The organism is Algoriphagus aestuariicola (assembly GCF_017254835.1).
GTDB lineage: Bacteria > Bacteroidota > Bacteroidia > Cytophagales > Cyclobacteriaceae > Algoriphagus > Algoriphagus aestuariicola.
The window spans coordinates 144,000-162,061 of sequence record NZ_JAFKCW010000006.1 but is presented as its reverse complement, the minus strand read 5'-3'; the positions used below and the strand labels follow the sequence as shown (position 1 = coordinate 162,061).

5 protein-coding genes are annotated in these 18,062 nt (G+C 47.2%); 1 reads left to right on the top strand and 4 read right to left on the bottom strand.

The annotated features are described in order from the left end of the window. The coding region (locus J0A67_RS21965; protein ID WP_206571548.1) for a CLIPPER-2 domain-containing protein at positions 1-13,096 on the bottom strand (13,096 nt) is incomplete at its 3' end. Positions 13,097-13,858: 762 nt separating this feature from the next. Beyond that, positions 13,859-14,410 (bottom strand): hypothetical protein, encoded by a 552-nt coding sequence (locus J0A67_RS21960; RefSeq protein ID WP_206571547.1) that lies wholly within the window; start codon positions 14,408-14,410, stop codon positions 13,859-13,861. Positions 14,411-14,512: 102 nt separating this feature from the next. Here J0A67_RS21960 and J0A67_RS21955 point away from each other — a divergent pair, with 102 nt between their 5' ends. After that, a complete protein-coding gene (locus J0A67_RS21955) occupies positions 14,513-15,478 on the top strand; it encodes a metallophosphoesterase family protein (RefSeq protein WP_206571546.1) in 966 nt (321 codons plus the stop codon). A 20-nt stretch (positions 15,479-15,498) separates the two neighbouring features. Here J0A67_RS21955 and J0A67_RS21950 read toward each other — a convergent pair whose 3' ends face one another. Further along, on the bottom strand, positions 15,499-16,458 hold the full coding sequence (locus tag J0A67_RS21950; RefSeq protein ID WP_206571545.1) for a PorP/SprF family type IX secretion system membrane protein: 960 nt from the start codon (positions 16,456-16,458) through the stop codon (positions 15,499-15,501). A 74-nt stretch (positions 16,459-16,532) separates the two neighbouring features. Further along, positions 16,533-18,062 (bottom strand): MBG domain-containing protein (locus J0A67_RS21945; RefSeq protein ID WP_206571544.1); only part of this gene is annotated, 1,530 nt, incomplete at its 5' end.

The following is an 18,062-nucleotide window of genomic DNA, read 5'->3' as shown; positions in this document are numbered from 1 at the left end:
TTACCAACACATTGTCCAGGGTCACGTTGCCTGTATTCGTCACCACCAGGCTGTAGCTGATCTGATCCCCTGATTGTGAATAGGTAGCCGGATTAGCTGTTTTCGTCAAACTGATGCCTGGGGTCTGGATGGAGGTGACTGAAGCAGATGCGTAGTCATTGACTTTTTGATTTTTCGGATCTACACCACTAGCTGTAGCAGAATTATGTATAATTCCTGCGTCTACATCGATTTGAGTAGCTGTATAAACTGTAGTTAAAGTATATGTGCCTGCCGGGTCCAAGCTTCCTATTCCTTGCCCCAAATTGGTAAGCGGATCTAGGACATTTACTTTATCCAAGGTCACATTACCAGCATTGGCAACTACTAAGGCGTAGCTAATAAGTTCTCCTGCACGAGAGAAGGTTGCCTTATCAGGAGTTTTGGTCAGTTCAATATCTGGACGACGTAATGACACCAGAGTGACATCATCCGAGTCGGTAACAGTCCCAGCATTTGGATCTGTGCCAATTACGGTAGCAGTATTGACCAAACTTCCATTATTGACATCCGCCTGGCTAATAGAGTACGAGGTAGTCAGGTCTATTTGGTCACCTGGATCCAAACTTCCCACATCCGTCGACAAAGAGGTCAACGGATCGGTCACGGTCACATCATTCAAAGTCACATTCCCGGTATTGCTCACCGTGAGTGTAAAAGTCGCCAACTGACCTGCCTGATTGTAAACTGATATATTTGATTTTTTGGTGATGGAAATATCCGGATTCTGAATTGCGGGTACCACCACAGCGTCAATAGCCTGTACGGATTGATTATTCGGATCTACTCCGGCAACCGTAGCAACATTGACTATGGAGCCTGCATCCAAGTCGGTCTGCTCTACCTGATAGCTTTCTGTATTGGTCACTGTCTGTCCTGGAAGCATAGTGCCGATATCCACGGAAAGTCCCGTGAGCGGATCTGTCAAGACCACACTACTCAAGGTAACATTACCGGTATTAGTTGCTACCAATTCATAATTGATCACATCTCCGAGTGCATCCACCTGATTGACATCGGCAGTTTTTGTCAAAGTAATTTCAGGCTGTTGATTGGCTTGAATAGTTACTGATGCCAGGCCATTGACTGAAGTGCCCTGAGGAGAGAAGCCTGTGACGGTTGCCACATTAGTCAGGGAACCTGCATCTACCTCTGATTGGGTAATGGTATGTGTCGCTGTGTACAACCAAACATCGCCAGGCACCATACCCGCTTTCACCTCCAGCACAGGAATTTGCTTGTCGGCCAGAGTTACCCCGATCAAGGAAGTGTTACCGGTATTGGTGACAGTAAGAGTATATTCTACCAAGTCACCTGCTTTTTGATAAGTAGCCACATTGGCCGTTTTGGTAATTCCAATGGCAGGTGCATTTGTTGCCGTGATTCTTTCGGTATCTACATCTCTATATCCTTTTCCTTTAGGTCCTGTACCAAATGCAGTCGCCTCATTGAAAATAAAGCCTCTGTTGAGATCAGCCAACGTAACTGAATAGGTAGCGGTAGCCGTAACCACCTGGCCGGGAGCTAAGGATGCAAAATCTTGATCTAGAGAAAGCTGAGCATCTATAAGATTTATCGGTGCCAAAGTCAAATTTCCGGTATTTTCTATGACAAAAGTATAGGTGATCATTTCGCCCGGCACAGCATATACCTGAGGGTTGGCTGTCTTGGTGATAGAGATTGCTCCGTTTTGGACCACATTGACCTTAGCATCATCCGTGTCTGACTTGTCCACACCATAAGATGTCGTACCATTTGCCGTGGCCACATTGACAACTGTACCCGCATCGATATCTGCTTGGGTGACTGTATAAATGGTAGTATAGGAAACCGAAGCGCCTGGTACCAACTCCAACTCGTATTCATTCAATCCAGTCATTGGATCGACAGTAGTCACATCTTCCAAGGTAAGATTACCCGAGTTGGTAACGACCACTGTGTAGGTGATGACTTCACCAGCGGTCGTTACTGTGCTTAGATCTGCATCTTTTTGGATATTAATGGCACCGTTTCTCTGCACCGATACATTTGCTCGATCGGTGTCAGAAACCGAGCTGTTGTTTGGAGCGTTAGCGCTGACCCTGGCCATGTTCAGAATAAACCCTCGATCCACATCTGCCTGTGTCGTTTGATAGGTTGCGGTGAAAATTTCCGACTGTCCAGGATTCAGATCAAAAGTACCCGGACTGAATCCAGCCAATCGGGTATCCACCAGCTGGGCTCCTGTCAAAGTCACGTTGCCGGAGTTGATCACCGTGAAAGTATAGGTCAAATTCTCCCCAGTGCTAGAAATGGTCGATGGCCCCACATCTTTTACTAAAGTTATCTGTGGCTTCTGAACCGCATTAACCACCGCATCATCACTAGCGGACTGAGTTTTATTATCAGAATCCTGTGCGTTAACTGTCGCTGTATTGGTGATTGAACCCGCATCCAAATCCGCTTGGGTAACGGTGTAAGAAGCTGTGAATACCTCAGTTTGCCCAGGAGACATACTTGCAATGGACTGGGAATAGCTCAACCTGGCATCATCCAATTGGATATTGTTCAAGGTGAGTGTGCCAATGTTGGTAATACTCAATTCGTATTGGATGACTTCGTCGACCTGTGAATAAGTCCCTGTCAAGGCAGTTTTAGTCAAGTCGATTCCACCCTTGCCGTTGGAAATTGCCACGGCATTATCCTGACCGGTGGTTTTGCTTCCATTAGGTCTGGTTCCAGAGGATTGGACCACATTTCTAAACAAGCCATTATCCACGTCTTGCTGTGTCACAGTATAAACAGTGGCATAAGTCAACACCTCACCCGGGGCCAAAGTAGGCTCAGATTCAGAAAGCCCTGTCAGAGGATCTTCTGTCTTCACCAAGCTGAGAGTGACGTTACCATTATTTTTCACCAAAATCTGATACGTCAGTACGTCCCCAGCATTGTTGTAGACCACAGGACTGACAGACTTGTCGACTTGGAGTTGGCTAAACTGAACAGCGGTCGCAGTCCAAGAGTCCGCATCCGTCAAGGCAGGGCCAGAAGGCTGGCTTGCCCTTACAGAAGCAGTATTTACAAAGCTTCCCCTATCCAGATCTGCTTGGGTGATGACATGGGTTCCTGTGTAGGTAAATGATTCCCCGGGAAGCAAGGTGCCAGCTTCATTGATTGCCAACTGGCTGTCCACGGTATTGACGTTAGTCAAGGTGACATTACCAGTATTGTTGACGATGATCGTATAGTTGATCACTGCATTGACCCCAGTGTAGAAGGATTGGTCACCCACTTTGATCAACTCAATCTGTGCATTTTGGTCCACGTCCACAGTAACTTCGTCATTGTCAGAAATTGTCTGACCTCCAGGAACAAGTCCTGTGACGGTCACCGGATTAACAATAGCGCCGCTGTCGATATCCGCCTGTGTGACAGTATATGTAGTGGAATAGGTCTGTGCATCACCCGGAAGCATTGTACCGATGGCTTGGGCAAATGGAATTCTGGAATCCACAAACTCCACATCGGTCAAGGTCTGGTTACCGGTATTTTCTACTACAAAAGTGTAAGTGATCAGCTCATTTGGAGCGCTTACCTGTGTGACATCAGCTGTTTTTTGAATTGAAATTTCCGGATCCTGAACCCCTACAGCTGCTTCTTGATCCGTGTCAGTTACAGTGACATTATTTGGATCTATACCAGTGGCTGTGGCAATATTTGGCACAGAACCACTGTCCAAGTCTGCTTGCGTCACTGTATAAGTTGCGGTGGTCGTATAGGTATCACCAGGTATCATGGTGCCTATTGCACTATTCACCGCTGTAAGAGGATCTAATAAGTTGACCTGATCCAATGTCACATTTCCGGTATTCTCAACAATCAAAGTGTAGTTGAGAACTTCGTTGAGCGAATCGTAGGAAACAGGATTTACTGTTTTGGTCACTTGGATTTCAGCGTCTTGTACTGCAGTGACGGTGACGGCATTGGTCAGGGTAGAAATTGGATCTGAATTGACATCAACTCCCTCCACCGAAGCGATGTTAATAATTCTACCTGTATCGATATCCGCTTGGGTTACTTGGTGTGAGGCAGAAACATTGAGTGTTTGATTTGGTGCCAAAGAGGTGATCGGGCTTCCCCCGTTCACGGTAGCTTTCGCATCAGTTGTCACCAAATTTGATAGCGTGACATTGCCGGTATTGGTGACGGCAACGTTGTATTGAATGACTTCTCCCACCTGACTATAGGTCTGAACAGCTGAAGTCTTCACAGCGGCTAAACCAGGCGTCTGAACAGCAGTGATGGTTACTGTATTGGAAATGGACGAAACACTTCTGTCCTGAGGATCTTTGGCCTGCACGGTCGCTACGTTCACGATCGTTCCTGCGTCCAAATCAGCCTGAGTGACGGTATGGGTCGCAGTCACTGTGCGAACCGCATTGGGCTGCATGGAGAAAGGTCCTCCGGCCACTACTGTATTGTTGTCAAATACCCTAGTATTGTTTAATGTTACATTACCGGTATTTGTAATTACAAACTCATAATCGACTACCTCTCCTAAGGTAGAATAAGTGGGCTGTCCGGCACTTTTTACAATCTCCAAGTCTGGATTTTGAATGGCCGGTACAGTCACTTGATTCGAGTTTCTGTTAACGTCTTTATTATTTGGGTCCTTGGCTTTGGCAGAACCTGTATTTTGGTACAGACCTGCATTGAGATCCGCCTGTACCACTCGGTGTTCGGCTGTAATGGTAGCGGATTGTCCCGGTGACAAGGTAGCAATTGGATTTCCTCCTGTGATCTGTGCTTTTGGATCTGTCAATGTGATATTGGCCAAGGTCACATTCCCGGTATTTTCAACCACAAATGTGTATTCAATGACATCTCCAGGCGCATCATAGTCTGCTGTAGAGCTGGACTTGGTCACCGTATAGTCCGGAGTCTGAATCGCCGGCACTCTTACTTGGTTCGTCTGTTTGATGATCTGCGTGTTGTCCGGCTCAGATCCAGTTACAGTCGCCGTATTCACGTATTGTCCTGCATCGATATCAGCCTGCACCACGGTGTGTGCAGCATCTACCACCACAGTCTGTCCCGGAGCAATGGAAGGGATAGGCATAGTTGTGAGGATCTCTGCTTTAGGATCCTCCACAATGACATTGAACAAGGTCAAATTTCCTGTGTTTTCCACAGAGACATGGTATTCGATCACATCTCCCGTAGAGGAATAGTTAGAGGTCGTGGTGGACTTACCTACTACCATCTTTGGATCTGGGGTACCGATCAACAGTTTAGAATCTGTATCGGAAAGAATATTTCCATTGAAATCCCGACCAATAGCAGAGACCACATTGGTAATACTGCCCAGGTCAACATCTGCTTGGGTGACCGTATAATCCACATCAAATCTGGTGAGCACTCCCGGGCCAAATACCGCTATAGTGGTATCTAAGCCCACTTTGTTATCCACTACTTGGAGATCAAAAATGTTGATGTTTCCAGGGTTTTGGACAAAAATGGTGTAGTTGATGATTTCACCCGGCAGGTAATAGCCGCTCTGCAACACATCCTTAAAGAGGTTCAGACCTGGAGTCTGTGCACCGTTGATGATCTCGGTGGCTGTATCAGAAATGGTGGACTGATCAGGTTTGGTGCCTGTGGCAGTAGCTATATTTTCAATTTTACCGCGATCAATATCTGTCTGGATCACGGTGTAAGTTTCCTGATAGGATTTGCTATCTCCAGGATTCATTTTGGCGATGACATCAGAAAGTCCGGTATTTGGATCTTCTACCAGGACATTGGTCAAGGTCACATTTCCGGTGTTCCTCACCTCAATGGTATAATTCAATACATCTCCTACTTTGCTAAAACCATTTTGTGCGACATTTTTTGTAATGTCTATAGTTGTGGTCTGTATTGCCGGCACGATCTCATTGTCCATGGCATTGGCCAAAGTACCTCCAGCAGGATTTCCGGAAGCGGTTGCTGTATTTTCGTATTGTCCGGCATCGATATCCGCCTGTTTCGTGCTATAGTTGGCAGAATAGGTCCAAGACTCGGTCACCTCAAGTTTCTGGTTGTTATTTAGGTCACCGGATCTGTAGGTTGGTCCTGAAGTGGCTCCCGGATCTGAAACAGATACCGAACTGATGGTGACATTTCCTGTATTTCTGACAATAATATTGTAAGACAATCCTTGTCCAGGCCGATTGAAGGAATTCGGTTGGGTGGTACTAACTTTTTCCAAGGTCCAATCCGGTGTTTGAGTGCCTGTGACCGTTTCGGAGTCGGTTACATTTGGAATGGTGCCACTGCCCAGAGTTGCTGCCGCGGTGGCTGTATTGGTGAAGAATCCATAGTCCAAATCTGCCTGAATCACGGTATGCTCCGCGGTATAAGTCCAGGTCTCAGTCAGACCAAGTTTATTATCGTTATCCGTATCTCCACTTACATAACTTGGAGTAGCATCTGCTTTTGGATCGGTGACTGTGACGTTGCCAACGCGGACATTTCCGGTATTGGTCACCAATATCTGATAAGAAAGTAAATCTCCCACTGCCTGATAGGTAGCCGGATTCGTCGTCGCAGTTTTGGAAATGGTCCATCTAGGCTGAACATCCGAAGGAACGGTGATATTGGTATTGTCACTTACATTTCCAGCGGTATCGGTTGACCCTGATGCTTGCGCGTCATTTTGGAAGCCTCCATCGTCCACATCATCTTGTGTGACGGTATAGCTGGTGGTATAAGTCCATATTTCCCCCGGAGAGAGAATGTCATCATTTCCTGCATCACCCGAGGTATACACCGGAGCATTTGTTTTAGGGTCAGTGACCTGAAGATTTTTTATGGTGATATTCCCGGCATTCTCTACCCTGATCGTGTAGTTGATGACGTCTCCCTCCGTATCGAAGATGCTCACATCGGCAGTTTTGGAAATGCTGATCTGTGGATTTTGAGCTACATCTGTAGTGGTGGAAGAATTTCTATCGTAAGTATTATTGTTGGCATCTGTCGCTGCCAGTTGGGCATCATTCTGGATTGCACCTGCATCCAAATCCGCCTGTGTCACAGTGTAAGACGTGGTGTAAGTCTGTACTTGATTTGGATCCAGTCTTACAATCGTCTCATCCAGATTAACCAAAGGATCTGTGACCTGGACATCAAACAATGAGATGTTTCCGGTATTGGCTACTCTAATGGTGTATGTGATCACATCTCCCACAGAATCGACAACCTTCGGATTAGAGGTTTTCACAAAAATCACATTTGGATTTTGCGCAGCATCTACTACCGCGTTATCCTGAGAGAATACCCTTTGCCCTTTTGGACCGGTAGCTTCAGCCTGTGCAGTGTTGGTAATCGAACCGGCATTGACGTCATCTTGGGTCACCGTGTATGATACTACCCGTGTGATGGTTGCTCCCGGCGCCATGTCCGGAACAGGCAAACTAGTCTGTCTGACCAATGGATCACTCACCAGCACATTGCTCAGGGTGACATTGCCGGTGTTGTATAATGTAAATTGGTACTCAACGATATCCCCCGCGGTGTCGTACCCGGTGGTGATCGCTCTTTTATCCAATTCAATTTTAGGGGACTGGCTTCCCAGAATCAATTCTGCATCCGCATCTGACACGGTGGCAGAAAGATTTGTTTCGGTTCCTGAGGCAGATGCGAGGTTGGTGATTTCACCCAGATCCACATCCTGCTGGGTTACGACATAGCTCAGGTTGAAGGTTCTTCTTTGTCCTGGATTGAGGGTACCGATGTTGTTTTGGAAATTGAGCTTGGCATCCTGTACAGTGACATTCTCCAAGGTGGTATTGCCGTTGTTATGAACTACAATGGTGTATCCTACCACTTCGCCTGCGAAGGAGTATCCATTTGCATTTGCATTTTTCTCTACATCAATTCTAGGAGAAGGATTGCTGTCAATCCAATTGGTATCCGTATCCTCTACATCATCGCCGTTTGGATCCTGACCCGTAGCAGTGGCAGTATTGGTGATCTGTCCGTTGTCTACATCGGTTTGGGTGACGGTATAAGTACCTGTAACTGTAGCAGACTCTCCCGGATCCAGATCTCCTACATCAAATGTAGAAGGAGTGGTCAGCGGATCGTCGATCTCTACGTCATAGATCGTCACATTGCCTGTGTTGGTCACCACAAACTGGTACTCTACAACATCTCCCACATCCGACGGGGTATTGACGTTGGATTTATCCAGAGTCAACTCGGGGTCCTGTACTCCATTTAAGATGTCACTATCCGTATCCGTTGCTTGTCCACCTTGCGGATCTTGTCCCTCCACAGTGGCCGTGTTGGTAATTGACCCGTTATTGACATCATCTTGTGTAATGGTATAGTGAACTGTATAGGAAACAGTTTGACCCGGTGCCAAATCTCCAACGTCGATGTCATCTCCCGTCAGTGGGTCTATGACTTCCACATCCGAAAGGTTTACGTTTCCTGTATTTTCTACCACCAAGACATAATCCAACACGTCTCCAGCCTGGTCATATCCCGTATTGAGCACAGTCTTATTGATATCTACTGCAGGAGTAAAGGCTCCGTCTATAGTGATGTCATCCGTGCCGTCGACTGGGTTATTATTTGGATCTAAAGCATCAATAGAAGCGACATTGTTAATGGAGCCATTGTCCACATCCGTCTGGGTGACTGTATAGCTGGTATGTACCGTATAGGCTTGGCCAGGTGCCAAAGTAGGTCTTGTCACATCCAAGCCGGTCATCGGATCAGTGACATTCAGATCATCTAAGGTCACATTGCCTGTATTGGCTATCACGATAGTAAAGTCAATCACCTCTCCGGCATTGGTATAGCCTGAAGCGCTTGAAGTTTTCAGAATCTGAACATTTGGATTCTGGACGGCGTTGGCATCTACCTGGGTGTTGTCCTCTACGGTATTATTATCCGGATCGGTTCCTGAAGCTGTCAGTGTATTGCTCAGTGAGCCATTGTCAATATCTGCTTGGGTAACCGTATAAGTTCCGGTAAGTGATCTAGATTGTCCTGGTGCAAGGGTAGGGATCGTCTGAGAAAGGTTGATTTCCGGATCATCGACATCTATTCCAGAGAGTGTCATATTCCCTGTATTGGTGACCTCCAAGGTGTAGGTAATCACAGTTCCCGGAGTATCATAGGTGTTTGGACTTACAGTCTTATTGACAGAAATATCCGGGTTTTTGTCAGCAGTTATGGTTTCATCCGCAGTAGCAGGATCTAGTGTACCTTGGGATGGAGTACCTGTTGCAGTCGCGCTATTGGTAAAGCTACCTGAATCGATATCTGCCTGCGTAATCTGGTAAGTAGCCGTGAAAGTCCAAGTCTCAGATGGCTCCAACTTATTGTTGCTATTCGTATCACCGCTTTGCAAAGTAGGACCCGAAGTCACATTTGGATCGTCCAAAACCACATTGGAAATGGTAACATTCCCTGTATTCTCCAGTACAAAAGTGTAGGTAATCGTCTGATTATCCTGATCATAAGTAGGCTGCGAAGCAATTTTGTCCAAGGTCCAACTCGGATTGCTGGTAGCGGGGACAGTATCGTCGTCTGTTTTCTCAGGAAGAGGGCCAATGACAGAATTGCCATCTATTGTGGCTGTATTGGTATAGCCTCCCGAATCCACATCGGCCTGGGTGACGGTATAGGTCGCTGCATAAGTCCAGCTTTCTCCTACATCCAAAATGCCAGTATTCGCTACATCACCAGAACTATAGGTTGGGCCAGAGTTGGCTTGAGGATCATAGACATTAATGCCGGAGATGGAAATATTGCCGGAATTGGTCACCACGATATCGTAGGTCAGCACGTCTCCTGCATTGGTAAATTCGCCCGGAGTATTGGTATTGATTTTTTCTACAGTCCAGTCTGGGTTTTGATCGCCAGGAGTAGTGACGGTAGAAGTCTCTGGAGACAAAGTCCCCGCGGCAGGCGTTCCATCTGCGGTGGCAGAGTTGGTAAAGCTTCCCGCATCCATGTCTGCTTGAGTTACCGTATGGCTAGCTTCATAGGTCCAGACTTCTCCCACATCGAGTACCCCATCTGTATTACTGTCCCCAGAAACATAGGTTGGTCCGGTATCGGCATTTGGATCAGTAACCACCGGATTGGTTATCGTGATATTGCCGTCATTTTCCACGATAATAGTGTAAGGAATCACCTCACCGGCATTGGCGTATTGGGTAGTAGTCGTGGATTTATCAATTGCCAATCTTGGCGTCTGAGAAGCATTGATCACGAGATCATCTCCTTTTTCCAATGGATCCCCATTAGGATCGGTTCCGGTGACACTCGCGACATTGTCTATAGAGCCAGAATCAATATCTGCTTGCGTAATGGTATAGCTAACAGTGTAAGTCTGGGTTTCTCCAGGTGTGATACTTGCTACTGGGAAGATGTCACCTGTATTCACATCCTCTACCGTGAATCCATTGAGGGTGACATTACCGGAGTTATTGATATTGATGTAATACTCGATGACATCACCTGCTGTATCATAGCCTGTGACATTAGAGGTCTTGATAATGTTGATGTTTGGATTGAGAACTGCATCAATCGTAAAGCTGCCCGTACCTGGAGTCAGAGTACCTTGAGAAGGTGTCCCATCAGCAGTAGCTGTATTGACGATTTGCCCTGCGTCCAAATCCGCCTGAGTCACTTGATGAGTAAGTGTATAAACCCAAGTTTCTCCCGGAGCCATGATATCATCACTACCAGTATCGCCAGAGACATAGGTCGGCCCTGTGGTGGCCAATGGATCATTTACCGTCACATTGGAGATGGAGACGTTTCCTGTGTTTTCCACCTCTACCGTATAGGAAATTGAGTTTCCTACCTGACTATAATTGAGGGCTGTGGATGACTTATCTACGGTAAGCTCAGGATTCACAATAGCCGGAACGAGTACAGTATTACTACTTGCATCTGGCAAATTACCTCCGGCAGGAGTACCCGAGGCCATAGCTGTATTGGTATGCTCACCCGCATCGATATCTGCCTGACTCACCGTATAAGTGGCGGTATAAGCCCAAGTTTCCCCTACATCCAAAGTGCCTGTTGGAGCGGAGTCGCCCGTGATTGTTCCACTGATCGTTGTGTTGGGATCAGTCAGCGTAACGCCGGAAATGGACACATTTCCAGTATTCTCCAAATAAAGCTCATAGCCGATCACATCCCCAGGACTAGCATAGTCAGGTGTAGAATTGGATTTAGTCAGAGTCCAGTCTGGCGTCTGGACGGCAGTAACGACCACTTGATTACTAGTGGCGTCTGGAAGAGTCCCCCCAGCGGGGGTGCCATTGGCTGTGGCAGTGTTACTGTGGCTTCCCGAGTCTATATCGGCTTGGGTGACCGTATAGCTCGCATTAAAAGTCCAGGTTTCTCCTACATCCAAGGTACTTATTGGTGCATTATCACCAGTATTGGTACCAGAGATTGTAGTATTCGGATCAGTAAGTGTTATTCCTGAGATACTCACATTGCCAGTATTCACAAGAACAATTTCATAATTGATAATATCGCCTACAGCCGAATAACTTGACTCGGTAGCCGATTTGGTCAGCGTCCAGTCAGGAGTTTGTACAGCGGGAACCACCACCGTATTACTGGTGGCGTCGGCTAACGTTCCTCCAGCCGGAGTACCCATTGCTGTAGCAGTATTGGTATGGCTTCCAGCATCAATGTCCGCCTGAGTGATTATATAACTAGCAGAAAACGTCCAAGCTTCACCAACATCCAAGGTACCTATTGGTGTATTATCACCAGTGTAGGTGCTAGAAATTGTAGAATTCGGATCAGAAAGTGTTATTCCAGTGATACTTACATTTCCGGTATTCTCTAGTACTATTTCAAAGGAGACCACATCCCCAGGCTTGGAATAATCCGCAGTTTGGCTGGTTTTTGAGAGCCTCCAGTCAGGGTTTTGAATGGCATTGACTGTCTCAGAGTCTTCCGCGACCTGCAGGTCGCCGAGTGAATTTCCTGATGCGGTGGCTGTGTTTGTAAAACTGCCCCTGTCCACGTCATCTTGGCCTACCTCGTAAGAGGCCGAAAAAGTCCAAGATTCCCCCACGTCCAAAACGCCATTTCCGTTGTCCCCGCCACTGAGCCCGGGATCATCGGAAGCCTGCGGATCCAATATTTCCACATCCGAAATGGATACATTTCCAGTATTAGTAAGGACCAGCTGATAAGCGATAACGTCACCCGGACTGGAAAAAGAAGCTGTAGTTGAAGACTTGCTCAAAGTCCAGGCGGGATTGGCGACGGGATTGACGGAGACCGACGCAGAATTGTTGGAGTTGTCCGGATCTTCTTCACCGCTCTCGGTGATCGCAGCCGAATTTTCGTAATCCAAGCCTGCCTCCGGCTCCAAGACGGTCGCTATGACATTCAGCGTTGCACCAGAGCCCGAGGCCAGACTACCTACCGTCCATATCCCACCGACTTCTGCATAGCTACCCTGTGAGGTGGACGATGAGACATAATCTAAACCGCTAGGCAACTGGTCTATCACCCGTATACCCGTTGCAGGTGAAGGGCCATTGTTGAATACCGTGACGGTATAAGTTATCTGTGAACCAATGGCAACATTGGTAGAAGGCACAGACTTGGCGAGCTGTAGATCTGCCTGAGGAACAGGCGATACGGTGATGGAAGCCACGTTGTTCAAGGGATTCGGATCGACCTCATTTAAGCTGGCAGTTGCCACATTGGTGTGGCTTCCTTCACTGTTGACACGGACAGTGATCTCCAAACTCGTCTCCTCTCCGGCTGCCAGATCCCCGATAGTCCAAATTCCCGTATTTGAATCGAAGTTCCCAGTTGCATTGTCGCTGAGATAGGTAAATCCCAAAGGAAGGTTGTTCGTCACCATCACACCCGTCGCCGCCTCGTCACCGCGGTTGCTGACTTTAAGAGTAAAGATCAGAGAAGATCCGACATTGGGAGTCAGATTGCTTGCTTCCATCTCCATGTCAAGTTCCCTTACAAAAAAACCGGCAACTGATGATCCCTTCGGATCATAGTCTGCAGAAGCCGAATGCATGGGGGAAGGACCTGTAAAAACTATCTCAGAGGATTCATTTGCATTTAAGGTTGTTGGGTATGCAACTGCCTCTGCGTTGAAATACAAGCATGCAAAGTCTAAGATCAAAAAAACACCTAGAATCCTCCTCCTTATATTACTTAAGGTTGCCTGATAGGACATTTGTGAACCACTGAATGCGTAAAAATAATCCACGATGTATCTATTAAAATCTAAAAACTAGTATTAAAGATAATCTTTTGACCAAAAGAATAAATTAAAGTCAATTTTTTATTCTCTCACTCCTATAAAAAAATAATGAACACCTTCGGAAGATTAGCCCTATCAAGGCTTCGGCTAACAAAAACGCCTTAATTGGTCTCCAGAATCAGTTAGAAAATCCTCTTTTTAAACTTTTCTATCAATAAAATTCGGGAGTCACAACGCCTAGCGTTCACCCCAGTTCAAACTCTCAACTTGTCCTACAAATACTATATAGTGGCCGCACTATTATATTTAAAAAATGATAATACCGTATATGAAATGCACTTTAATAGCATTATTAATTTATCCTAACTGATAACACCAACTATTTTTATACTTCCTCAAACATCTAACCTAAACGATTAAGCATTTACAAAGATCTTAAACAAAATATGCTAAGCTTAGGCCTGCACTATATGCGCCTATTGAGACTCACCACTGAAAAAAGCGAAGAGTGCGAAGCAAGCCCTGCTCCCACATTCTGAATTCCTGAGAGGTTTGACTCTAAACTTCGAAAACCTACATCCCAAACAAACTCTCCTCCTCTTTCTTTTTCCCTTTCAGATTAAACGAAACGTGCGTCATAAGCCGATTTCCGGCCCAAGCCCTATTATTGGCCAGACTTTGGGACACAGGCATTTGATAGTTGGCGCCAAATGAAACCTGTCCTATATTGACCTCCACGCCCAGCACATTGCTTAGGAGATGCCCTCCGGACTGGTACACCTCGTATTTGAGATAAAGTACATCTTGGTGCTGTGTTTCATAAAGGAGGCCAGCATTGGGGGCGACACGGATCTTTTGCTTGATATTGAATTTGTAGTAGGCCAAAAGGTTTCCAGTAAACTTGTTTCCGTACCGGTAGTCATACTGGTTTTCGGTATTGAGCTTATAGCTGGTATTTAGGTTGACTCCAAGATCCATCAAACGGATGTCATAGGCTGCATTGAACAGAAAGTCCGTGCTGCCTGAACCGAGCTGGAAGTTCGGGGAGTGTGAATTTCCTCCTGAGCAATCTTTCCGCCTCGTTATAGTGGGGAAGGTCGAGTCAGACGGTATTCCATTTTTCAATTAAAGGATGAAATTTTAAATCTTGCTAAAATTTCGGCCAGAGAAAATCCCGTTAGATGCCTTTTGGATAACTTCGAAAACTGAACTATACTCCTTTTAACCATGAACCGGCGACTATTTTTAAGAAACACCACCATGGCAAGTTTCGCTTTTGCATTGCCACAAATCTCGACTGCATTTGCCGGCAAACTCAAGCAAGCCGTCAAACTGGGGCTGATCACGGATTTGCACCAGGACATCATGCATGATGGCTACAAGCGGCTCAGCGTCTTTGTCGGGCAAGTGAAGAAACAAAAGCCGGACGCGATCATACAGATGGGAGACTTTGCCTATCCCAAACCCGAAAACGCCTCGGTGATCGAGCTTTTCAACCAAGCCCATGAAAAGTCCCTACATATCCTCGGAAACCATGACACGGACGCCGGATATACCAAAACCCAATGTCTTGAAGTCTGGGGTATGCCAACACCGTACTATTCTGCAAACATCCAGGGAATCAAGCTGATCATCTTGGACGGAAACGAGCAAGGCTCGCCTACTCATAAAGGAGGATATGCGTCCTACATCGGCCCCGACCAAATAGTTTGGCTAACGAAGGAATTGGAGTCCACAGAAGATCCTGTCCTTATACTCTCCCACCAGCCTCTGGCCGGGACGATCGCAGTGGACAACGAAAAGGAGGTCCAGGATCTATTGAGCCAACATGCCGACAAGATCCTGCTTTGCGTCAACGGACATTCCCACATTGATCAGCATCTGAACATAGGAAATGTCAACTACCTCCACGTCAATTCAGCTTCCTACTATTGGGTGGGAGAAAAATACAAACACGCCGTTTACACTGAGCAGATCATCGAACACCATCCCTACATCGCGATGACCTGCCCGTATGAGGATAGCCTATTCACCTTCGTGACCATAGATCCAAAAAAGATGACCGTGACCGTCGAAGGCAGAAAATCAAGCTGGGAGGGAGAATCGCCAGATGAACTTGGCTTCCAAATTCCCGGTAATCCCCAACTCAACCGCTACATCATGCCTGAGATCCAAAACCGGAAAATTTCCTAAGCAATCAGTCAAACCCCGATCTACCAGATCAGAACCTCGTCAGTCTCTCTCCTTTCGTTAGGCCTGAAGATGTTGAACACCAGAGAAAATTCGTGTACGCCGCCGGAGAGCAGGTAGCTCTTGGCCATGGGGTACTCATAGACATATCCAGCGCGAAACTTGCCAAAAAGGAAGCCAGCCTGTACACTGTTGGCATAGTTTACCCGATGGCCTAGCCCCACCCAGAACATATCACGCATGAGGAGCTTAAGATTAAAGTCAAACACTTCGGGAAGGTCCTTTCTGCTTCTATAAAATCCATTTGCGGAGACGGCAAGGTTTTCCCCCAAAGCCTCACGATAGCCAGCCATGATCATCTGCTCGGCTGGATAGCCGTCCATAAACTCGTCCCCATTTTGGATTTCGCCTCCAGTGACGCGCTGAACGCCATAGGAGAAATAATACTTGGCATGCGTGAGCGCTATTCCGAGGTTGAAATCGACGGTATTCATGTTGGAAAAAGTGCCAATGTAGTTTGCGATCGTGGGGTCATTGAGCTCCTCGGCGGTGAGGGAGTTGCCATCCAAGCGTATACTTTGGTAGTTGATCCCCGCTCCGAGGCGAAGATTGTGGCGCTCGGTAAGGCGGATGCGGGAAGCATAATTGAGCATCAGTTCGCTTTCGCGAAAAGCCCCAAAATTATCCTGGAGAAAATTAACTGAAACTGCGTTTTTGCCCATAAGGGCAGGGTCCATCTCTCCCGCCAGCTCCCCAAAGTCCAGTTCAGCATTGACAAAATAGGTCATCGGCGCCCCTTCGATACCTCCCCATTGGTTTCGGACAAAGCCCCGCACCACACTCCCTTCATAGCCAGTCAAGGCCGGGTTGAAGTAGCTTTGGAACTCGGAAAACTGGGAAACATATTTTCTGTTTTGTGCAAGGGAACTGACAGTGCTCAGCCCCCAAATCAGCACGACAATCACACAAGTAATATTTTTCATCTTAAATAGCAATTGAAAAGTCTCTAGCAATGGTGGGGAGAAGCCGGATACCCCTCCCCTTTTGATATAAGTTCTTATTGTCTAAGCAGCGTCAGGACACCGCGCCGCACTTCACCGGTTTCTCGGGACTCAAGAATCCACACATAGGAGCCCGAAGGCATCTCCTGACCCTCAAAGGTGCCGTCCCATCGTACTTCCGGTGACTCGGTATAGAAGATCCTTCTTCCGCTTCGGTCAAAGACCTGAACCCTTCCTCCTTGGAAGTATTGCAGGTCTGGCACGCCCCAGGTGTCGTTGCTACCATCCCCGTTAGGAGTGAAAGTGTTGAAAACCTCAATCTCGTCAACCGGGATTCGTGTACGCGTAATCACGAAAGTTCTTTCGATCATATTTCCAGCGCGGTCGGTGCTGCTGATCTGAATGGTAAAGCTTGTGCGACCCGGCAGGGACTCTTGGCTGCTCCAGTAGAGCCCGTCTCCCTGGATGGAGAAGTACTGGCCGTCGTTCTGTGCGGCATTCACCAACTGATAAGTGTGGACATTGTCAATTGGATCGAGCGTGGTAAAGAACCCTATCTGCTGCGCCGATTGACCGGCAACTGGCGTAAACTGATCTTCACTCAACATAATATCCTGAGGGGCGGCTTTTGGCAACACCTCGATCAGCAGCTCCGCCTGGATTCCCAGAGGATTTCGCAATACCCCAGACGTTGTAATTTGCCCACGGAAGCTTGTCACACCGCTGACCGTTGGACTGTAGTCGGCCAGGTTCCAGCTGACTGGCACATTGACAAACTCGCCCAAGCCGGTAATCGCGACCACTTCTGAACTTGGATTTAGTTGATTTATCGGTGTATCCCATGCCACCTGCAAAGTCTGGCTAACGACTTCGACTACAGACCTTTCGAAAATATAGTCAGGGAGGCCGTCGCCATCTCCATCCACAAAATCATTTGGATCAGTCGGGTTGGTACCCTCTTTTTCTTCTACATAATCCGGAACCTGGTCACCGTCCTCATCGGCATAATCTTGAGCATCAGCGGGGTTGGTACCATTTGCTTCCTCGACGTAATCCGGCACATCATCTTCATCGGTGTCTCGGTAGTCTCCGGGATCGTTTGGATCCGTGCCATCCTCGGATTCTACGACATCCGGTACGCCGTCTTCGTCAGAATCTCCGGATATGATTTCGAAATTAGCTCCAGTGAAAGCAATCGTATAGTTGACACCGGCACTAAGATTTCCCATTTCGATTGTATAGATTCCTACCTCTTCGCCTGGTGTTCTGGAGAGTTCTCCGCTCATCAGCTCAAGGCCATCGCCAACCGCAAATCCGGATGCTGAGTAGGTCAAAACAGGATCTGCCTCGCCCCAAACCTTGCTTTGATTCGAATCCACGACAACCTGAAGCGCTTTAGGAGTCAAGGTCAGGTCGGCGGTCAGGACCAAAGTGGTGAAGTTGCTGCCGCTGATCGTTGCCGTCACCTCTTGGGTTCCGACATCGGTTCGGCTGTTGTTGCTGTAGCTTACGCTGGCTCCACTTGGAAGTGTTCCTTCTATGGCCAGGGACTTGGCCAAACCGTCATACACAAAGCTGTCATCCTC

Bases quoted from the DNA above. Each gene is read 5' to 3' on its own strand.
- J0A67_RS21950 (WP_206571545.1), bottom strand. From the start codon at position 16,458: ATGAAAAATATTACTTGTGTGATTGTCGTGCTGATTTGGGGGCTGAGC.
- J0A67_RS21955 (WP_206571546.1), top strand. From the start codon at position 14,513: ATGAACCGGCGACTATTTTTAAGAAACACCACCATGGCAAGTTTCGCT.